Source organism: Pseudomonas sp. SJZ080 (genome assembly GCF_007828295.1).
GTDB lineage: Bacteria > Pseudomonadota > Gammaproteobacteria > Pseudomonadales > Pseudomonadaceae > Aquipseudomonas > Aquipseudomonas migulae_A.
In genome coordinates, this window is record NZ_VIUK01000003.1 from 384,632 (window position 1) to 405,337 (window position 20,706).

The window sequence follows — 20,706 nt, forward strand, 5'->3', positions numbered from 1 at the left end:
CATCATGACCACTCCAGCTTCAACTACAAATCAAGCGGTAACAGTCGATCAAAGCCTGCTGTATCCGTCCCCGTACAAAGAATTCTGGCAAGCGTTTTCCAAGAACAAAGGCGCCGTTGCCGGCCTGATGTTCATGCTGCTGGTGATTTTCTGCGCGATCTTCGCGCCGTGGGTTGCCCCGCATAACCCGAGCGAGCAATACCGTGACTTCCTGCTGACCCCGCCGTCCTGGCTGGAAGGCGGGCAGATCCAGTTCCTGCTCGGCACCGATGAACTGGGACGCGATCTGCTGTCGCGGTTGATCAACGGTTCGCGCCTGTCCTTGCTGATCGGCTTGTCGTCGGTGGTGATGTCGCTGATTCCGGGCATTCTGCTGGGTCTGTTCGCCGGGTTCTTCCCGCGCGTGCTCGGCCCGACCATCATGCGTCTGATGGACATCATGCTGGCCCTGCCGTCCCTGCTGCTGGCCGTGGCGATTGTCGCCATCCTCGGCCCTGGCCTGATCAACACCATCATTGCCATCGCCGTGGTTTCGTTGCCGTCCTACGTTCGTCTGACCCGCGCCGCGGTGATGGGCGAATTGAACCGCGACTACGTGACCGCCGCGCGCCTGGCCGGTGCCGGTCTGCCACGCCTGATGTTCGTCACCGTGCTGCCCAACTGCATGGCGCCGCTGATCGTTCAGGCGACCTTGAGCTTCTCCTCGGCGATTCTCGATGCCGCGGCACTGGGCTTCCTCGGCCTTGGCGTACAACCGCCAACCCCTGAGTGGGGCACCATGCTGGCTTCGGCTCGCGACTACATCGAACGCGCCTGGTGGGTGGTAAGTCTGCCTGGCTTGACCATTTTGCTCAGCGTGCTGGCAATCAACTTGATGGGCGACGGCCTGCGCGATGCGCTGGACCCGAAACTCAAGAACGCCGCCTGAGGAGATTCAAATGTCACTGTTAGAAATCAAGAATCTCAACGTTCGCTTCGGCGACAAGAACGCCGTTCCAGTGGTCGACGGGCTCGACATTTCCGTGGACAAGGGCGAAGTGCTGGCCATCGTTGGCGAGTCGGGCTCCGGTAAATCCGTGACCATGATGGCGCTGATGGGCCTGATCGAGCATCCGGGGATCGTCACCGCCGACGCCCTGAATTTCGACGGCAAGAACATGCTCAGGCTCAGCAACCGTCAGCGTCGGCAAATCGTCGGCAAAGACCTGGCCATGGTCTTCCAGGACCCGATGACTGCGCTGAACCCGAGCTACACCGTCGGTTTCCAGATCGAGGAAGTGCTGCGCCTGCACCTGAAAATGTCCGGCAAGCAAGCCCGCGCACGCGCCATCGAGCTGCTGGAAAAAGTGGAAATCCCGGGCGCCGCCAGCCGTATGGACGCCTACCCGCATCAACTGTCCGGTGGCATGAGCCAGCGTGTTGCGATCGCCATGGCGATTGCCGGCGAACCGAAACTGCTGATCGCCGACGAACCGACCACTGCCCTCGACGTAACGATTCAGGCGCAGATCATGGACCTGCTGCTGGCGTTGCAGAAAGAACAGAACATGGGCCTGGTGCTGATCACTCACGACCTCGCGGTCGTGGCCGAAACCGCCCAGCGTGTGTGCGTGATGTACGCCGGCCAAGCGGTCGAAGTCGGTCAGGTGCCGCAACTGTTCGACATTCCGGCGCACCCGTACAGCGAAGCGCTGCTCAAGGCGATTCCGGAACACAGCCTCGGCGCCACGCGCCTGGCCACGCTGCCGGGTATCGTTCCCGGTCGTTACGACCGCCCGCAAGGCTGCCTGCTGTCGCCGCGCTGCCCGTATGTGCAGGACAACTGCCGTGCGCAACGTCCGGCCCTTGACCCGAAAAGCAACAGCCTCGCCCGCTGCTTCTACCCGCTGAACCAGGAGGTGGCGTAATGGCCGTCGTACTTACCGCCCGCGACCTCACCCGTCACTACGAAGTGTCCCGCGGCCTGTTCAAGGGCCATGCGACCGTACGCGCCCTGAACGGTGTGTCGTTCGAACTGGAAGCCGGCAAGACCCTCGCCGTCGTAGGCGAATCCGGTTGCGGCAAATCCACCCTGGCCCGCGCCCTGACGCTGATCGAAGAGCCGTCCTCCGGTTCCTTGAAAATCGCCGGGCAGGAAGTTGCCGGCGCCGACAAGGCTCAACGCAAACAACTGCGCAAAGACGTGCAGATGGTATTCCAGAGCCCGTACGCCTCGTTGAACCCACGGCAGAAAGTCGGGGATCAACTGGCCGAGCCATTGCTGATCAACACCAGCCTCAGCGCCACTGAACGTCGCGAGAAAGTGCAGGCGATGATGAAGCAGGTCGGTTTGCGCCCTGAGCATTATCAGCGTTATCCACACATGTTCTCCGGCGGCCAGCGCCAGCGGATCGCCCTCGCCCGGGCGATGATGCTGCAACCAAAAGTGTTGGTGGCGGATGAGCCGACATCGGCGCTGGACGTGTCGATCCAGGCCCAGGTGCTGAACCTGTTCATGGATTTGCAGCAAGAGTTCAACACCGCCTACGTGTTCATTTCGCACAACCTGGCGGTGGTGCAACACGTTGCCGATGACGTGATGGTGATGTACCTCGGCCGCCCGGTGGAAATGGGCCCGAAGAACGACATTTATGAGCGTCCGCTGCACCCGTACACCCAGGCGTTGCTGTCGGCCACCCCGACCATTCACCCGGACCCGAACAAGCCGAAAATCAAGATCGTCGGCGAGTTGCCCAACCCGTTGAACCCGCCGTCGGGCTGCGCTTTCCACAAGCGTTGCCCGTACGCGACCGAGCGCTGCAAAACCGAAGAGCCAGCCTTGCGCCCTCTCGATAACCGGCAGGTGGCTTGCCACTACGCCGAGCAGTTCCTCGACGGCGCGGCATAAACGGGGAATAAAACCTGTGGGAGCGGGCAAGCCCGCTCCCACAGGGATATCTAAGCTGTTCAAAAACCTCTTATGCCCTGGCTGCGCTCAGTCGGGGGAAGGGGTTTTCTTTTGCCTGTTACTTAAGCCCCTTCATCTTCATCGGTATTGGCATCGGGATCATCGGTGGTCGAATCGTCATCATCCGCGCTGCCACCCTGCCCCTGATCACCGGGCTCCGACTCGGACGCGGCGATCATCAGCCCGGTGTGCGTCACCTCCCCGTTCGACGCTTGTTCATCATGATTCGGGCACTCAGCCCACGCAGCCGACGACAGGCCTACGGACAGCATTAGCAAAACCTTCAGCAACAACACGATGCGTTGAAAAATGCTCATGGCCGATTCCATCCCTTTTGCAGGTGAAACGTTGAAGCCCGACGGCACTGATAGACATCCGGTTCCGACGGGACGGGTTCTCCAGATAGGACATAGACGATGCGCGGGAAATGCCGTGAGTGGGGAGACTGGTTTGGAATAATGCTTATACCCAAACCCACCCACAACGCTGATCCCTGTGGGGGCCAGCCTTGTGGCGGGCACAAAAAAGCCCCGGCGCTTTCGCAACCGGGGCTTTTGGTTTTGCAGCTCAGCGCTTAATGATGCTCACGCGTCGCACGGAATTTCACATCCGGCCAGCGCTCTTCCATCAGCGCCAGGTTGACGCGGGTCGGGGCCAGGTAAGTCAGGTGACCACCGCCGTCAACCGCAAGGTTTTCCACGGCCTTGACCCGGAACTCCTCGAATTTCTTCTTATCGTCGCAATCGATCCAGCGCGCGGAATACACGGTGATCGGCTCGTAAGAGCACTCGACCTTGTATTCCTCTTTCAAGCGGCTGGCGACCACATCGAACTGCAGCACACCAACGGCGCCAAGGATGATGTCGTTGCTGCGCTCGGGGAAGAACACCTGGGTCGCGCCCTCTTCCGCCAATTGCTGCAAACCCTGGCGCAGTTGCTTGGATTTCAGCGGATCACGCAGACGCACACGACGGAACAGTTCCGGGGCGAAGTGCGGAATACCGGTAAAACCTAGCACTTCGCCTTCGGTGAAGGTGTCGCCGATCTGGATGGTGCCGTGGTTGTGCAGGCCGATGATGTCGCCGGCAAACGCTTCTTCCAGTTGCTCACGCTCGGAGGAGAAGAACGTCAGGGCGTCGCCGATGCGCACGTCCTTGCCGGTGCGCACGTGGCGCATCTTCATGCCCTTTTCGTACTTGCCGGAGCAGATACGCATGAAGGCGATACGGTCGCGGTGTTTCGGGTCCATGTTCGCCTGGATCTTGAACACGAAGCCGCTGAATTTTTCTTCGACCGGTTCTACGGTGCGTTCGTTGGCGACACGGGCCAGCGGTTTCGGTGCCCAGTCGACCACGGCGTCGAGCACGTGATCGACACCGAAGTTGCCCAGTGCGGTACCGAAGAACACCGGCGTCAGTTGGCCGTCGAGGAATTCCTGCTGGTTGAATTCGTGGCAGGCGCCTTGCACCAGTTCCAGTTGGTCAACGAAGCGATCGTATTCATCACCCAAATGCGCGCGAGCTTCATCGGAGTCGAGCTTTTCGATGATTTTCACATCGGTGCGCTCGTGGCCGTGACCGGCGGTGTACACAATGATGTAGTCGTCGGCGAGGTGATAAACGCCCTTGAAGTCGCGGTAGCAACCGATCGGCCAGGTGATCGGCGCCGCCTTGATCTTCAGGACCGCTTCGATCTCGTCGAGCAGTTCGATCGGGTCGCGGATATCGCGGTCGAGTTTGTTGATGAAGCTGACGATCGGCGTGTCACGCAGACGGCAAACGTCCATCAGCGCGATGGTCCGTGGCTCAACACCCTTACCGCCGTCGAGAACCATCAAGGCCGAGTCCACCGCTGTCAGCGTGCGGTAGGTATCTTCGGAGAAGTCTTCGTGGCCCGGGGTGTCGAGCAGGTTGATCATGTGGTCGCGATACGGGAACTGCATGACCGACGTGGTAATGGAAATACCCCGTTGTTTTTCCATTTCCATCCAGTCGGAAGTGGCATGGCGGTCGGACTTGCGAGACTTCACCGTGCCCGCAATCGCAATCGCCTTGCCCATCAACAAGAGCTTCTCGGTGATGGTGGTTTTACCGGCATCGGGGTGGGAAATAATGGCGAAAGTGCGGCGTTTCGCGACTTCGGCGGCCTGTTTGGTCATGGGAAATCGCCTGGCGGTGATTCAAAAAAGGGCGGCGAGTATAGCGCAAACCGACCGTCACGGACCACCGCCCGCCCGGACGCCCGGACGCCCGGAACTTTGTAGGCGCCGGCTTGCTGGCGATAGCGTCGCCTCGGTGTATCTGGCAAACCGAGGCGTGCCCATCGCCAGCAAGCGGGCTCCAACAGGGACGTGGTCAGGCATCAAGGGTGGCTATCTGCTGTTAAATATGGAACCTTTTAAAAGGTGGAGGCGTCCACTCCCCTGTTACAGCACTCGTAGCAGGGTTTGAAAAACCTGCAAGTTAGCCTGACGAGGCTGCGCTTATGGCTCGATCTCATGCGGTTTTACCAGTATGAAGAGCTGCTTCTCGCGAACGCTTTTTGCCCGGCAGCCAGGAATGGCATGCCACACGGGACTGCGTTCGCCGACAAAGAAAAAAGGAGTCCGCCTGTGGCTATTCGCTATGGCAAGGGGCTGATAGGAGGTGCGGTTGTCGTCGCTCTCCTGGCCCTGCTGGTCCACTGGATTGGCATCAACACGATCGAACATTACCGCGACGATTTGTTGTTTTACCTGCAAGCTCACTTGATTCTCGTCCTCGTTTCCATGCTGGCCGCCCTCGTCGTGGGCATCCCCGCCGGCATCGTCCTCAGCCGTCCGAGCATGGTGGGACGTGCTGAACGCTTCATGCAGATCTTCAACATCGGCAACACTGTGCCGCCTCTCGCCGTACTCGCCATCGCCCTGGGCATCCTCGGCATCGGCAGCGGTCCCGCGATCTTCGCCCTGTTCCTCGCCTCGTTGTTGCCGATCGTGCGCAACACCTATGAAGGCCTGAAAAACGTACAGGGTTCACTCAAGGAAGCGGCCGTCGGCATCGGCATGACACCGACTCAAGTGCTGTGGCGTGTCGAACTGCCGAACGCCGTACCGATCATCATCGGTGGCGTGCGCGTGGCACTGGCGATCAACGTCGGGACGGCCCCCCTGGCATTCCTGATCGGCGCCAACAGTCTGGGCAGCCTGATTTTCCCCGGCATCGCCCTGAACAATCAGCCGCAACTGCTGCTCGGCGCTGCCTGCACCGCCCTGCTCGCCTTGCTGCTCGACGGTCTGGTGACACTCGCCAGCCGCCTCTGGCTCGAACGCGGCTTGCGCCCGTCTTAAGCCTCGGCAAAGGAATTTTTATGAAAAAATTAAGCTTTTTAATAGGCTGCGCTCTGCTGTTCTCGGGAATCGTCCAAGCCGCAGAAAAACCCGTGATCCGCATCGGCGCCCGGGTGTTCACCGAGCAAACCCTGCTCGCGGAAATCACCTCCCAGTACCTGCGCACTAAGGGTTACGAAACCCAGGTGACCGGCGGTCTGGGCAGCAACCTCGCTCGCAGCGCCCACGAAAGTGGCCAGCTGGATTTGATGTGGGAATACACCGGCGTATCGCTGGTGGCCTACAACCACATCACCGAGAAACTCGACAGCGCTCAGTCCTACGCCAAGGTGAAAGAACTCGACGCGAAAAAAGGCCTGATCTGGCTCACCCCGTCGAAGTTCAGCAACACCTATGCCCTGGCCCTGCCGGAAAAAACCGCAAAGGCCTACCCGCAGATCAACACCATCAGCGAACTGAACACAGTGCTGCAGGCTGAGGCGAAAACCAATCACCTGGTCGCGCTGGACACCGAGTTCGCCAACCGTTCCGACGGTCTGGACGGCATGGTCGACCTCTACGGCATGAACCTGACCCGCAAAAACATCCGCCAGATGGATGCCGGGCTGGTCTACACCGCCCTGCGCAATGGCCAGGTGTTTGCCGGTCTGGTCTACACCACCGACGGTCGCCTGAACGCCTTCAAACTCAAATTGCTCGAAGACGACAAGCACTACTTCCCGGACTACACCGCTGCGCCGGTGGTGCGTCAGGTTTACCTCGATGCCCATCCGAAACTGGCGCAAGAGATCAAGCCGCTGGCCGAGCTGTTCGATGACGAAACCATGCGCCAGCTCAACGCACGGGTCGATGTCGATCACGAAAGCCCTTCATCCGTTGCCGCCGATTTCCTGCGCCAGCATCCAATCAACTAAGGAGGAAAAGTCATGGAATTTCTGAACGCCTTTTCCCATCTCGACTGGCCGCTGGTGCTGCACCTGACCTGGCAGCACATCACCCTGGTCGGTATCGCCGTGACCCTGGCGATTCTGGTCGGCGTGCCGCTGGGCATTCTGATGACGCGCTTCCCGACGCTGGCCGGCCCGTTGCAGGCCAGCGCCACGGTGCTGCTGACCGTGCCGTCAATTGCACTGTTCGGCCTGCTGCTGCCGTTCTACTCGACATTCGGCCAGGGCCTGGGTCCGATGCCGGCGATCACCGCGGTGTTTCTGTACTCGCTGCTGCCGATCATGCGTAACACCTACCTCGCGTTGACCGGCGTCGAACCGGGCATTCGCGAAGCCGCACGCGGCATCGGCATGACCTTCGGCCAGCGACTGCGCATGGTCGAGCTGCCGATTGCCGTGCCAGTGATCCTCGCCGGCGTGCGCACCGCCGTGGTCATGAACATTGGTGTCATGACCATCGCCGCGACCATCGGCGCCGGTGGCCTCGGTGTACTCATTCTCGCTTCCATCAGCCGCAGCGACATGTCGATGCTGATCGTCGGCGCCGTGCTGGTCAGTCTCCTGGCCATCTTCGCCGACCTGCTTCTGCAATGGCTGCAACGCACGCTGACTCCAAAAGGACTCCTGAAATGATCGAACTTCAAAACCTCAGCAAGACCTTCCAAAGCAACGGCAAAGATGTGAAAGCCGTGGACTCGGTGAGCCTGACCGTCAATGAAGGCGAAATCTGTGTGTTCCTCGGGCCATCGGGCTGCGGTAAAAGCACCACGCTGAAGATGATCAACCGTCTGATCAAACCGACCTCGGGCAAGATTCTGATCAACGGCGAAGACACCACCGACCTCGACGCGGTGACTCTGCGTCGCAACATCGGTTATGTGATCCAGCAGATCGGTCTGTTCCCGAACATGACCATCGAGGAAAACATCACCATCGTCCCGCGACTGCTGGGCTGGGACAAACAGAAATGCCACGACCGCGCCCGCGAGTTGATGAGCATGATCAAGCTTGAGCCCAAGCAGTATCTGACGCGCTACCCGCGTGAATTGTCCGGGGGCCAGCAGCAACGGATCGGCGTGATTCGCGCCCTGGCGGCGGATGCACCGCTGTTGCTGATGGACGAACCGTTCGGCGCGGTCGACCCGATCAACCGCGAGATGATCCAGAACGAATTCTTCGAGATGCAACGCGCGCTGAACAAGACCGTGATCATGGTCAGCCACGACATCGACGAGGCGATCAAGCTGGGCGACAAAATTGCGATTTTCCGTGCCGGCAAACTGTTGCAGATCGATCACCCGGACACGCTGCTGGCGCACCCGGCGGATGAATTTGTCAGCAACTTCGTCGGTCAGGACAGCACCCTCAAGCGCCTGTTGCTGGTGAAGGCCGAAGACGCGGCAGACAACGCGCCGTCCGTCAGCCCGGAAACGCCGGTGGCGCAAGCCCTGGAGTTGATGGACGAACTCGACCGTCGGTATGTGGTGGTCACGGATGGTGCGAACAAGGCGCTCGGTTATGTACGACGTCGCGACCTGCACCGTCAGGCCGGTACATGCGCGCAGTATTTGCGCGAGTTCAACGCCACCGCGGCGTACGATGAGCACTTGCGCATCCTGCTGTCGCGGATGTACGAGTTCAATCGCTCGTGGTTGCCGGTGATGGATGCCGAGCGGGTGTTCCTCGGGGAAGTGACCCAGGAGTCGATTGCCGAGTATTTGAGCTCCGGCAAGTCCCGTGGGGGCAAGACCAGTATTGTTTCGCCGGCCGAGACTGCTGTCGCCTGATCCTGTGGCGAGGGAGCTTGCCCCCGTTGAGCCGCAAAGCGGCCCTGAAACCAGAGCACGCGGTTATTCTGATAACCGCATGCGCTGATTTTACGACTGCTGCGCGGTCGAACGGGGGCAAGCCCCCTCGCCCCATAAGCTATGTGTAAATCCCTCCAGAATTCCTCATCCGGGGAACATCACACTGTCATGCAGGTCGGTTACATCAGTAACTGTCGGGGACCGCACGACGGAAGCGTGCAAAAACGCGACATTTTTTGTTGATCTCAAGCCCCTCACGCCCTAAAGTTCGCGCCGAACGTCCATGCTGGAAACGATCCATCCGGCTCAAGTACTGACGACGAGACAGCAAGGCCAAGGGAAGCACCGCCTCCCGTGGCCTTTTTGCTTTCGGCGACATGCCTTGGGAAGTAGGCGAACCAAAGTGGGGATACGGAGGACGTTCATTTGCACCCATTGATAATTTCAGTTTGCCAGTAGGAGTTCCCAGCATGTCGATCAACGTCGAAGACTATTTCGCGCGCGATACCTTCCAGAAAATGAAGGCCTTCGCCGACAAACAAGAAACCCCGTTCGTGGTGATCGATACCGCGATGATCAGCCAGGCCTATGACGACCTGCGCGCCGGTTTCGAATTCGCCAAGGTCTACTACGCGGTCAAGGCCAACCCGGCCGTCGAAATCATCGACCTGCTCAAAGAGAAAGGCTCGAACTTCGACATCGCTTCGATCTACGAGCTCGACAAAGTGATGAACCAGGGCGTCGGCCCGGATCGCATCAGCTACGGCAACACCATCAAGAAATCCAAGGACATTCGCTACTTCTACGAGAAGGGCGTGCGCCTGTATGCCACCGACTCCGAAGCCGACCTGCGCAACATTGCCAAGGCTGCACCGGGTTCGAAAGTCTACGTGCGCATCCTCACCGAAGGCTCGACCACCGCTGACTGGCCGTTGTCGCGCAAATTCGGCTGCCAGACCGACATGGCCATGGACCTGCTGATCCTCGCCCGCGACCTGGGCCTGGTGCCTTACGGCATCTCGTTCCACGTTGGCTCGCAACAGCGCGATATCAGCGTCTGGGACGCGGCGATCGCCAAGGTCAAAGTGATCTTCGAGCGTCTGAAAGAAGAAGACGGCATCCACCTCAAGCTGATCAACATGGGTGGCGGCTTCCCGGCCAACTACATCACCCGGACCAACAGCCTGGAAACCTACGCCGAGGAAATCATCCGCTTCCTCAAGGAAGACTTCGGTGATGACCTGCCGGAAATCATCCTGGAACCGGGCCGTTCGTTGATCGCCAACGCCGGCATCCTGGTCAGCGAAGTGGTGTTGGTGGCGCGCAAATCCCGTACCGCCGTCGAGCGTTGGGTGTACACGGATGTGGGCAAGTTCTCCGGCCTGATCGAAACCATGGACGAAGCCATCAAGTTCCCGATCTGGACCGAGAAGAAAGGCGAAGTGGAAGAAGTGGTCATCGCCGGCCCGACCTGCGACAGCGCCGACATCATGTACGAGAACTACAAATACGGCCTGCCGCTGAACCTGGCGATTGGCGATCGTTTGTACTGGTTGTCGACCGGTGCGTACACCACCAGTTACAGCGCTGTCGAATTCAATGGCTTCCCGCCGCTGAAGTCGTTCTACGTGTAAATACCGCAGGCTGAAAAACAAAAGGTCCATGACATGTCATGGACCTTTTTTTATGGCCGGGACCATTGCTGCATTCGGTCGGCCATCGACTTGACCTCCCTCAGTACATGTTCGATCTGCGCCAAGGCGCAATTCAAGTGCGAGAGTTTCATGGTCGGCTTGACGGCCAGCAACTCATTCTCTGCGACCCGCAGAAAACTGCGCATGGCAAACAGGAAGTCGTTCAGGTTGTGAACGGCTGAACAGGCGTCAGTCTTGATCGCGAACAGTTCGCGCAGATGCTCGTTGGACCGGGTCCGACGCGCCTGCACAGAACTCCCGGGACTGGCGGAGTTCCTCATACCGGGCAGGCTGGACCCACTTTCTACATACCAGGTTTCAATCCGGGAATAGTGCGAGTGGCACTCACAAGGCTTCAACGTCAACGAGCGGAAAAAGCGCTCAAACACGTTGTGGATATCAAGATTCAATTCCTTCGGCACAGCCTTGAAATCCAACAGTGCGGAAGTGGTGCGACTCAGACGAAAGTAAAGCTCGTGGGTCAGGCCTTTTACATCCTTGGGAGGAAACCAGATCCACCATTGCGACCTGGACAGACTGAATCGCTTGAAATCCACAGCGCTGATGCTCAAATGCCGACCACCATGAGACGTTTGCGCTGCTATTTTTCGACTCTCGTCGGCAAACTCTGCGATGTAGCTCAAGTTCTCATTACACACTTTGCCCAACGCCGAGATATCAGCTTCAAGCCGTTCCAGATAACCGTAACTGAATGACGCCAACACCTTGAGTCGCTCGGCATCGGGCAGTGTCGTCAGAACGTGTCCCTGACGTTGCAAGTTATCTGAATGGCGTTTCAGCTGGTCCAGCGTGGCGGGAAGTACACGAAGAAAATCAAAGTACTTTTTCAAGGCAACAAAGTGCCTCTGCGCAAGAAGAAATTCATACATGGGGAATGACCTGGTGACACTGGCGAATGCCAGAATGGAAAAACATCAGGCAGGGGTCACCACCTCAACGAAAACTCCCCCTGCCATCGGTCAATGATGTTGTTATGGCTGTGAGACAGGCGTCAGAAAGCCAATGAACTGGCCCGCTTCTTTAATGGCCCTGGCACTGCGCATCGCGACATCACCCGTCCTGTCACCCTCCACAGCCGCCAGGAATTGATTGAACGTAGCGGCTGCCTGCTTGTACTCGCCAACATAAAGCCGGCGCTGATCGTCCAGTGCATGGATCAAGTGAATAAACTCGATCTTGCCGACCGACTGATCGATCTCCTCGTCTTTCTGCGCAATCTTGCGACCCAGCTCATCGACCTGCGCCTGAAACTTGTTGCTTGCATGAATCATGTTGATGAAAGTAATGCCTTCGTTGATATCGGCGATCGCTTTCTTCAGTTCGTCGATCGCAAACAGCACGATCTGAGCTTGTGGTGGCGCCATGCCGAGCTCTTTGAGCTTATCGATGGTCAACGCAATGTCTTTGCCGATCTTCTCGATGCCGGCTTTTTCAATCGCACTGATTGCCTCGGATAACACCTTGAACTCGCTTTGAACCTTGGCCAGGGTTTCGCCTAATGCCTGACGGGAATTCTTTAGATCGAGCTGGTCTTTTTCCAGGCCGACGATGTAGCCCGACGTGGTGCGCTGATCATATCCGTCGCTAATATTGGCCAAACGAATGCTCACCTGGCTTGCCTCGTTGCGAGTAATGGCGAGCATTTTTTTCAAGGCGGCCTCGAGATCTTCCTCGATCTCTGCAAACTCCTCGGTGCCTTGCGCCGCGTCTGCCAACTCCTGTTCAAGAGCAATCAGTTTACGAACCTTGGATTCCAGGTCCATCTTGCTGTTGAAGCTGGACTCACGCAAATTGCGGGCAGCGGCACTGACATCTCCGAGCACTCTTTTGAATCGATCGAATACGCCTGGCAAATAATTGAGACGGATAAAAAGCGCTTCAGCAGCGACGGCATCGTCGCGCATTGCGTGATGACTGTCTTTCAAGGCCTGAAGGTTAAACGCTGGATAGTCATTCTTGCCGGAGAACGTTGTCATTTTTGGCACCACCATTCCTTGAGTCTGGCCATATTCGCGATCTGCTTCTCTGAATACCTCGATCACGAGGTCTGCGTCGTTGTGGATTTGTACCCACGGGCCAACGACCTCCCGGAACGCCGACATGAAGCGCCTCAGGCTCAGCGCATCGGTGATCCCCAACATGGCTGTCGAAGACTCATCGACATACCGATGCATCACATTCCAGACATGCATGAGGTTCTGCGTGGCCAGATCGGCATCGATGGCGATAATTGTCAGGTTTTGCAGATCCTGCTCCACTCGCTTCAACGAACCGAGGGTCCGATTCATGTTTCCCAGGACTTCAATATCCTTGTCCTGCAACGCATTCAGCTCTTTACGAGCGTTACGTACGGCCTCCGCCTCTACACCGTAGTAAATGGCCATTCCCAAACCAAACACATTCAAACCGGCTGCAGAACTCAGAGACTTGTCGACCAAGGCCTGATACTGGGTGTTTTTTTCCAGAATTTCCGCGGCACGACCGGCGATGATTTCATCCAGTTTCTTTACTTCGGCAGGATAAGAGTTGGTTTTGATCAGTGCCACTCTCAACTTTATTCCCGGCAGCACTTTTTCTCGCAAGTCATAGCCAAACGAGTCCAGATCGGTTTTTATACCTCGAACATTATCCAGACTGGAGGTAACTTTTTCGAATATCCTGCCCAGATAAAACCTCATATCAGGGATCGTGTCCGAATCAAGTTCTATACCGGGAAACTTGTCGCCCAGCTCAAGCTGCAACTTCTTCAGTTCGTCCAGCGTCTTGACATTGTGCTTTTCAAGCAAAGGGCCGGACTTGAGATCCAGGTAGACCTCTTCCATATCCTTGCCGTAGCGCTGCATGCTCGCGCCAAACAACTTCCGAGTAAGGAAGGGCCAGCCCTGCAGCCTCGTAACGCCTCAAATCGATGACTTGTTTTTTTGTCAGTAACAGACCGGTTTCACGCGTTACATCGTCCGCATCCGCTTTGGACACATCGGACAGGATCCTTGGAACTTCCGTGGCAAACTCGGTTAATTTCTCGTAGCTGGCGCCCTGCAAGGAACGCTCCCACAACGTATTATCGCTCATAACTATTCCATTAATTATATGCATGAATTTAATTCGAACAACATGAAGTTGATCGCTAACGCACAACTTGAATATTCAGATCAGTTGCGCCAGCGAAAAGACTAAAACACTTATAAAAGTAATGTCAAAGAAACCCCGAGGGGCATATATAAGAAAAGAATACAGAATCAAAAAACAACTAACAAAACGACCACAAAGATCATTCTGCTCGGCCGAATTTTGCTTGCTCATGTTTTTTGTAATCTTCGGCCAGCAACTTCAGCACCGGTTCGGCCGCATCCCGCAACCGTTGAGCACTCACCTGAAGGAAACGCTGATTTCCGTTGACCATCGCCAGACGCAGCCAGGCAAGTCCTTCTTCGATTCTGCCCAACTCCACCAACACCGCACCATGACTGAACTGGCCGCGGAAATCGCCGCTTTCGGCCGAGCGTCGATACCAGTCCCGCGCAGCCTGCGGATCTGCCGGGCAAACCCGACCTTCCTCCAGATAACGCCCAAGCAGGTTCATCGACTTCGCGTGGCCCAGTTCCGCAGCGTGGCGATAAAGGTTCAGCGCTTGCGCCTGATCCTCCATTACCCCGCGCCCGGTCGCCAGCAGATTGGCGTAGTTGTACATCGCCCAATCCAGTCCGGCTTCGGCGCCGACGCGATAATGCCGTGCGGCGACCGAGGCATCCGCCACGCAACCCCAGCCGTGCTCGTGACAACGACCGAGCATGTTGCGCGCCATCAGATGCCCACGCTGAGCGGCGATCCCGAACCAGCGCACGGCCAATGGCGGGTCCTGCTCGATCCCTTGCCCGTCCAGCAGAATCTGGCCGAGCAAGGCCTGGGCGTCGAGAACCCCTTCGCGTGCAGCGATCAGGATCGCCTGAGCCGCACGCGCCGGACTTTCATTGAGCATGGCTTTGAGCTGATCGCCGTCGAGCACTTCCTCGCGGCGCAATTGATAACTCATACGTCGACCCAGCGACGCAGCAGGTTGTGATACGTGCCTGTGAGGCGGATCAGCGACGGGTGATCCGGCATGTCCTGCGTCAGCTGCTGGATCGCCCCGTCCATCTCGAACAGCAGCGCGCGCTGGCTGTCTTCGCGGACCAGGCTTTGGGTCCAGAAGAATGAGGCATAGCGAGTGCCGCGGGTGACGGCGTTGACCTTGTGCAGGCTGGTGCCGGGATACAGGACCATGTCGCCGGCGGGCAACTTCACGCGCTGGGTGCCGAAGGTGTCCTGGATTTCCAGTTCACCGCCGTCGTAATCCTCAGGCTCGCTGAAGAACAGCGTCGCCGACAGGTCGGTGCGCACGCGCTCGATGCTGCCTTTGGGCTGACGCACGGCGTTGTCAATATGAAAATCGAAACTGCCACCCGCCGTGTAACAGTTCAGCAACGGAGGAAAAACCTTGTGCGGTAATGCCGCGGACATGAACAACGGATTTTCCCACAATCGCTCCAGCATCGCCGCGCCGACTTCCTTGGCCAGCGGATGACCTTCCGGCAGTTGCAGATTGTGTTTCGCCTTGGCCGACTGGTAACCGGCCGTGATTTTTCCGTCGGCCCAATCCGCCTGTTCCAGAGCCTCGCGAATGCGCTGCACCTCTTCTTTAGCGAACACGCCGGGGATGTGCAGCAGCATGGAAAGTACCTAAAGGCAAAAGGACGGCAATGGTATTGATTCTTATTGCCCGTGTAAAACACATACGACGAATGAAACAGCAAAAACCGTAAGGGTAAATTGTAAAGATTGTAAATTCAGTGCGAATAGTAACGTTTCGCAATTGATACGTAGACGCGTCTACCCTATATTCCGCGGCCTCAAATCCTTGGGGAGGGGAATTCACATGTCACGCCAACAACCACAATTACCGGTCAGTTCACCGCGTTTACTCGCTTCTGCAATTGGCGTGGCGATCACTGCCGGCTCTGCGGGCCACATGGTTTTCGCGGCTGAGAAAACCGACGAAAAAGCACCGGGCAACGTGATTTCCCTGGGCGCTACCGCCATCACCGGCGACGCCCAGGACGATACCTCCTACAAGACCGATACCTCAGCCAACAAGAAATACACCGCACCGCTGCGCGAAACACCGAAAAGCGTCACCGTGATTCCGCAGCAGGTGATCCGCGACACGGGCGCTACCAGCCTGGTCGACGCCTTGCGCACCACACCGGGCATCACCTTTGGTGCTGGCGAAGGTGGCAACCCGGCGGGCGACCGTCCGATCATTCGTGGCTTCAACGCTGAAAGCGACACGTTCGTCGACGGCATGCGCGACCCGGCGTCCCAGAGCCGCGAAATCTTCAACGTTGAATCGATCGAGGTCAGCAAAGGCCCGGGGTCTGCCTTCACCGGAGCCGGCTCTACCGGTGGCAGCCTGAACCTGGTGAGCAAGACCGCCAAACTGGGCAGCTTCTACAATGGCGGCTTCACCTGGGGCTCGGATCAGACCAAGCGCACCACGCTCGACCTGAACCAGCAGATGAACGACACCTCGGCCTTGCGCCTGAACCTGATGAAACACGAAGCCAATGTCGCCGGCCGTGACACTGTGGACGTCAGCCGCTGGGGTGTGGCGCCGACCTTCGCTTTCGGCCTGGGCACCGACACTCGCGTGACCCTCGGTTACTACCACGTCGAAACCGACGACATGCCGGATTACGGCATTCCGCTGACCCTGAACCCGGCCCGCAGCAAGTACAACGTCGACAAACCGGCGCATGTCGACCGCGACAATTTCTACGGCGTCACCCATCGCGACTATCGCGAAACGACCAATGACAGCGGCACCTTCAAGATCGAGCACGATCTGAATGAAGACCTGACCGTGTCCAACAGCTTCCGCATGTCCCGTTCGACCCTGGACTACATCGTCACCAACCCGGACGACAGCAAGGGCAACGTCGCGCGGGGCAGTGTCTACCGTGGCACCAAGAGCCGTAACTCGACGTCCAGCGGCTGGGTCAACCAGACCGACCTGAGCGCCAGGTTCGACACCGGCGCCATCGAACACAGCCTGGTCACCGGTATCGAGTTTTCTTATCAGGACACCCACAACCGCCCCTACATCCTGACTTCGGCTGCCAACGGCACGACGTGCAACCCTGCACTCTTTCGCTCCGGCGACTGCACCAGCCTGTACAACCCGACGCCTGGGGATAACTGGAACGGCAGGATCACCGACAGCGCCGCGTTCACCGATACCGACACCAAGACTGCCGCCGCCTATGTGTTCGACACGCTGAAGTTCAACGAGCAGTGGTCCCTGAACCTGGGCCTGCGTTATGACAACTACCAGGTCAAATCCAGCGGCTTCGCAAACGCTGGCCGTACCACACCGGCGGGGAGTTTTGATCGCGAGAACACCAGCGACCTGGTGAACTACCAGATAGGCGTGGTCTACAACCCGTTGCCGAACGGCAGCATCTACGCCGCCTACTCGACCTCCAGCAACCCGGCGGGCGAAACCAGCGGCAACGGCAACCTGGAACTGGCCGCCAACAACAGCGACCTCGATCCAGAAAAGAACCGCAACTACGAGATCGGCACCAAGTGGGACTTCTTCGGTGATGACCTGTCATTGACCGCCGCGTTGTTCCGCACCGAGAAAACCAACGCCCGTATCGACGATCCGGATGGCGCCACCACGCAAGTGCTGGACGGCGAGCAAACCGTCAACGGTCTGGAGCTGACGTACACCGGTAAGTTGACCCGTAACTGGAAGGTCTATGGCGGCTACACCTACATGGAAAGCGAAGTGGTCAAAACCACCCTCGCCGCCGATGAAGGCAACCATATGCCGAGCACCCCGCGGAACAACTTCACCCTGTGGTCGACCTATGATGTGGTGCCGGAAAAGTTGACCATTGGTGCGGGTGCCACGTTCGTCGATTCGCAGTTCGGCAACATCGCCAACTCGGTGGAAATTCCGTCCTACTGGCGCTACGACGCAATGGCCAGCTACCGCCTGACCAAAAACGTCGACCTGCAACTCAACGTACAGAACCTGACCGACAAACGTTACTTCGACCAGGTGTTCCAGACGCACTACGCCCATGTGGCGGCGGGTCGTACCGCCCTGCTGAGCGCCAACTTCCACTTCTGACCCCCAACACCGTAGGAGCTGCCGAAGGCTGCGATCTTTTGATCTTGATTTTGGGTGGAGCTGAAATCGCCAAAGATCAAAGGATCGCAGGCTTCGCCCGCTCCTACAGAAGGCCAGGCCCCGTTCATCCATATGAACGGGGCTTTTGTGTGTAAAAAAGAATGCTTCTCGACAGCCCACGGCATAATGCGCGCCGTGATGACAATTTTTGAACGAACAAGGCGAGCAACGTGTTGAAGAAAACCCTGTTCCAGTTGCACTGGTTTTTCGGTATCAGTGCCGGGCTGGTCCTGGCCCTGATGGGCATCACCGGGGCGACAGTGTCGTTTGAGGATGAAATCCTGCGCGCACTGAACCCGTCGGTGTTGCAGGTCGAGAAACAGGTCGCCGGCGTACTGCCACCCGCCGAACTGGTGGAAAAAATCGAAGGCGCGTCGGGCAAGAAAGTCTCGATGCTCTGGGTCGACACCGACAGCGGCAACGCCGCACGCGTGGCCTTCACACCACCGCCGGGGCAGCGACGCGGCGAAATGCGCTACTTCGACCCCTACACCGCCGAGTTCAAGGGCGACGCCATCGGCCAGGACTTCTTCGGCCTGATGCTGCAACTGCACCGCTTCCTCGCCATGGGCGATACCGGTCGGCAAATCACCGGCGCCTGTACGCTGATTCTGGTGTTTTTCTGCCTGTCCGGCCTTTACCTGCGCTGGCCGCGCCAGTGGAAAAGCTGGCGCGCCTGGCTGACCCTCGACTGGAAGAAAAAGGGCCGCAGCTTCAATTGGGATTTGCACTCGGTGGCCGGCACCTGGTGTCTGGTGTTTTACCTCCTGGCGGCGTTGACCGGGTTGTCGTGGTCCTACGAGTGGTACAACAAAGGCCTGACCCGATTGCTGTCCGATGCGCCGCAGAACGAACGGGTTCGCAATCGTGGTCCTGCGCCTGCTGGCCCGGCACCGACCGCCGATTACGCCTTGATGTGGAGCAGCATCTACAGCGCTGCCGGTCCGGCACTGAGCGCCTACAACATCCGCATGCCGCCAGTGGCCGGGCAACCGGCCACTGTGTTTTACCTGCTGAACTCCTCGCCACACGATCGCGCGCTGAACCAGATCAGCCTCGATCCGGCCACCGGCCTCGTCAAACGCCACGACCGTTACAGCGACAAGAGCCTCAAGGCGCAGCTGCTGACCAGCATTTACGCACTGCACGTCGGCAGTTACTTCGGGATTGTCGGCCGGATCATCCTGACGATCAGCGCACTGACCATGCCGCTGTTTTTCATCACGGGCTGGTTGCTGTACCTGGATCGTCGACGCAAGAAAAAGCAGATCAAGAACGCCCGCAAAGGTTTCGCGCAACCGGGCAGCGACGCACCGGCGTGGCTGATCGGTTTCGCCAGCCAGAGCGGGTTTGCCGAGCAACTGGCCTGGCAGACCGCCGGGCAATTGCAGGCTGCCGGTCTGCCGGTGAAGGTTTCACCGCTGGCGAATGTCAGCGAACAGGACCTGCATGATTCGAGCAACGCTCTGTTCGTGGTCAGTACCTTCGGCGACGGCGAAGCACCGGACAGCGCCCGCGGTTTCGAACGCAAGGTGCTGGGCCGCGCGTTGAGTCTGGAGAGACTGAATTACGCGGTGCTCGGACTCGGTGATCGCCAGTATCAGCACTTCTGCGGTTTCGCCCGCCGCTTGCACGCCTGGCTCGGCGAGCACGGTGGCAAGCACCTGTTCGCGCCCGTGGAAGTCGATTGCGGCGACCCTTACGCCTTGCGTCACTGGCAGCAGCAACTCGGGCTGCTGACCGGCCAGGCGCCCGTGGACACCTGGCAAGCACCGCGCTACGACAACTGGACACTCACCCGCCGCGAATTGATGAACCCGGACAGCAGCGGTGCGCCCGTGTACTTGCTGGGCCTCAGCGCCCCGACCACCAGCAGCTGGCTGGCCGGTGACCTGGTGGAAGTGTTGCCACGCAACTGCCCGTGGGTGATCGAACATTTCCTCGACGGTCTGGGCATTGATGGCCGGGCCACGGTGGTGCTCGATGACCTGTCGCAACCTCTGGAACAAGCCCTCGCCAGTCGACAATTGCCCGAGAACCGCGCCCACCTCGTTGGCCTGCACGCGCAAGCATTGGTTGATGCGCTGGTGCCACTGGCCATGCGCGAATACTCCATCGCCTCGATTGCCGCCGACGGCGTGCTGGAACTGATCGTGCGCCAGGAAGTGCATCCTGACGGCAGTCTGGGGGTCGGTTCCGGATGGCTGACCGAACACGCACCGGTGGGCAGTACCATCAGTTTGCGCGTACGACGCAACAGCGGTTTCCATCTGCCGGTCGAACCGGTACCGATGATCCTGCTGGGCAACGGCACCGGCCTGGCCGGACTGCGCAGTTTGCTCAAGGCGCGGATTGCCGATGGGCAGCAACGTCATTGGCTGCTGTTCGGCGAGCGCAATCGCGAACACGACTACCTGTGCCGTGCCGAGCTGGAAGAGTGGCTGATTTCCGGAGACATCGAGCGTCTGGACCTGGCGTTTTCGCGGGATCAGGCCGAGAAGATCTATGTGCAGGATCGCCTGCGTGAATCGGCCGATCTGCTCAAGCAATGGCTGGCCGACGGTGCCGTGATTTACATCTGCGGCAGCTTGCAGGGGATGGCTTCGGGGGTGGATCACGTGCTGAATCAAGTGCTCGGGATCGAAGAAGTCGACCGCCTGATCGAACAGGGCCGCTACCGCCGCGACGTTTACTGACCTACCTCCCCCTGTAGGAGCCGGCTTG

18 protein-coding genes are annotated in these 20,706 nt (G+C 58.6%); 11 read left to right on the plus strand and 7 right to left on the minus strand.

All coding sequences use genetic code 11. The annotated features are described in order from the left end of the window. The first annotated feature begins 4 nt into the window (after positions 1-4). Genes FBY04_RS06605 through FBY04_RS06615 form a run of 3 tightly spaced genes read left to right on the plus strand, consistent with a single transcriptional unit; the run spans position 5 to position 2,887 of the window. Positions 5-928 (plus strand): ABC transporter permease subunit, encoded by a 924-nt coding sequence (locus FBY04_RS06605; RefSeq protein ID WP_084318186.1) that lies wholly within the window; start codon positions 5-7, stop codon positions 926-928. Positions 929-938: 10 nt separating this feature from the next. Next, the gene (locus FBY04_RS06610) at positions 939-1,907 is read left to right on the plus strand and encodes an ABC transporter ATP-binding protein (protein ID WP_145314821.1); all 969 of its coding nucleotides are present in this window, start codon (positions 939-941) and stop codon (positions 1,905-1,907) included. Then, positions 1,907-2,887: a peptide ABC transporter ATP-binding protein gene (locus FBY04_RS06615; protein WP_084318075.1), complete on the plus strand. Its 981-nt coding sequence runs from the start codon at positions 1,907-1,909 to the stop codon at positions 2,885-2,887. The genes FBY04_RS06610 and FBY04_RS06615 overlap by 1 nt, the downstream gene beginning before the upstream one ends. Before the next feature lie 122 nt (positions 2,888-3,009). Here the strand turns inward: FBY04_RS06615 and FBY04_RS06620 are convergent, their stop codons facing one another. Together FBY04_RS06620 and FBY04_RS06625 are read right to left on the minus strand one after the other, a co-directional pair. After that, positions 3,010-3,264 carry a hypothetical protein gene (locus FBY04_RS06620; protein WP_145314822.1) on the minus strand — a complete coding sequence of 85 codons (255 nt, stop codon included), beginning with the start codon at positions 3,262-3,264 and terminating at the stop codon, positions 3,010-3,012. A 257-nt stretch (positions 3,265-3,521) separates the two neighbouring features. After that, entirely contained in the window at positions 3,522-5,105 is a 1,584-nt protein-coding gene (locus FBY04_RS06625; RefSeq protein ID WP_145314823.1) for a peptide chain release factor 3, read from the minus strand. A gap of 453 nt (positions 5,106-5,558) precedes the next feature. On the opposite strand from FBY04_RS06625, the gene FBY04_RS06630 reads away from it, so the two are divergent. From FBY04_RS06630 to FBY04_RS06650, 5 genes are all read left to right on the plus strand, one after another. Further along, complete coding sequence (locus tag FBY04_RS06630) at positions 5,559-6,275, plus strand: ABC transporter permease (protein WP_145314824.1); 717 nt, start codon at positions 5,559-5,561, stop codon at positions 6,273-6,275. 20 nt (positions 6,276-6,295) lie between these two features. Continuing rightward, positions 6,296-7,189: a glycine betaine ABC transporter substrate-binding protein gene (locus FBY04_RS06635; RefSeq protein WP_084318069.1), complete on the plus strand. Its 894-nt coding sequence runs from the start codon at positions 6,296-6,298 to the stop codon at positions 7,187-7,189. Positions 7,190-7,201: 12 nt separating this feature from the next. Next, positions 7,202-7,855: an ABC transporter permease gene (locus FBY04_RS06640; protein WP_084318068.1), complete on the plus strand. Its 654-nt coding sequence runs from the start codon at positions 7,202-7,204 to the stop codon at positions 7,853-7,855. Then, complete coding sequence (locus FBY04_RS06645; protein ID WP_084318067.1) at positions 7,852-9,009, plus strand: betaine/proline/choline family ABC transporter ATP-binding protein; 1,158 nt, start codon at positions 7,852-7,854, stop codon at positions 9,007-9,009. Before FBY04_RS06640 ends, FBY04_RS06645 begins: the two co-directional genes overlap by 4 nt. 491 nt (positions 9,010-9,500) lie before the next feature. After that, positions 9,501-10,664: a type III PLP-dependent enzyme gene (locus FBY04_RS06650; RefSeq protein ID WP_008024420.1), complete on the plus strand. Its 1,164-nt coding sequence runs from the start codon at positions 9,501-9,503 to the stop codon at positions 10,662-10,664. Between the two features lie 50 nt (positions 10,665-10,714). Here the strand turns inward: FBY04_RS06650 and FBY04_RS06655 are convergent, their stop codons facing one another. After that, positions 10,715-11,503, minus strand: coding sequence for a hypothetical protein (locus FBY04_RS06655; protein ID WP_139272960.1), 789 nt, complete (start codon positions 11,501-11,503; stop codon positions 10,715-10,717). A gap of 9 nt (positions 11,504-11,512) precedes the next feature. On the opposite strand from FBY04_RS06655, the gene tilS reads away from it, so the two are divergent. Further along, the gene (gene tilS / locus FBY04_RS33150; protein ID WP_139272958.1) at positions 11,513-11,623 is read left to right on the plus strand and encodes a tRNA lysidine(34) synthetase TilS; all 111 of its coding nucleotides are present in this window, start codon (positions 11,513-11,515) and stop codon (positions 11,621-11,623) included. A gap of 93 nt (positions 11,624-11,716) precedes the next feature. On the opposite strand, the gene FBY04_RS06665 is transcribed toward tilS, so the two are convergent. From FBY04_RS06665 to FBY04_RS06675, 4 genes are all read right to left on the minus strand, one after another. Next, a complete protein-coding gene (locus FBY04_RS06665; RefSeq protein ID WP_256666780.1) occupies positions 11,717-13,588 on the minus strand; it encodes an alpha-xenorhabdolysin family binary toxin subunit B in 1,872 nt (623 codons plus the stop codon). After that, positions 13,524-13,817 (minus strand): hypothetical protein, encoded by a 294-nt coding sequence (locus FBY04_RS32625; RefSeq protein WP_256666781.1) that lies wholly within the window; start codon positions 13,815-13,817, stop codon positions 13,524-13,526. The genes FBY04_RS06665 and FBY04_RS32625 overlap by 65 nt, the downstream gene beginning before the upstream one ends. Before the next feature lie 199 nt (positions 13,818-14,016). Then, entirely contained in the window at positions 14,017-14,778 is a 762-nt protein-coding gene (locus tag FBY04_RS06670) for a tetratricopeptide repeat protein (RefSeq protein WP_145314825.1), read from the minus strand. After that, a complete protein-coding gene (locus FBY04_RS06675; protein ID WP_145314826.1) occupies positions 14,775-15,455 on the minus strand; it encodes a Fe2+-dependent dioxygenase in 681 nt (226 codons plus the stop codon). Before FBY04_RS06675 ends, FBY04_RS06670 begins: the two co-directional genes overlap by 4 nt. Before the next feature lie 205 nt (positions 15,456-15,660). On the opposite strand from FBY04_RS06675, the gene FBY04_RS06680 reads away from it, so the two are divergent. Together FBY04_RS06680 and FBY04_RS06685 are read left to right on the plus strand one after the other, a co-directional pair. Beyond that, entirely contained in the window at positions 15,661-17,922 is a 2,262-nt protein-coding gene (locus FBY04_RS06680; RefSeq protein ID WP_084318062.1) for a TonB-dependent siderophore receptor, read from the plus strand. A gap of 230 nt (positions 17,923-18,152) precedes the next feature. Beyond that, positions 18,153-20,678, plus strand: a complete 2,526-nt coding sequence (locus FBY04_RS06685) for a sulfite reductase flavoprotein subunit alpha (protein ID WP_145314827.1) — start codon at positions 18,153-18,155, stop codon at positions 20,676-20,678. The last annotated feature ends 28 nt before the right edge of the window (positions 20,679-20,706 follow it).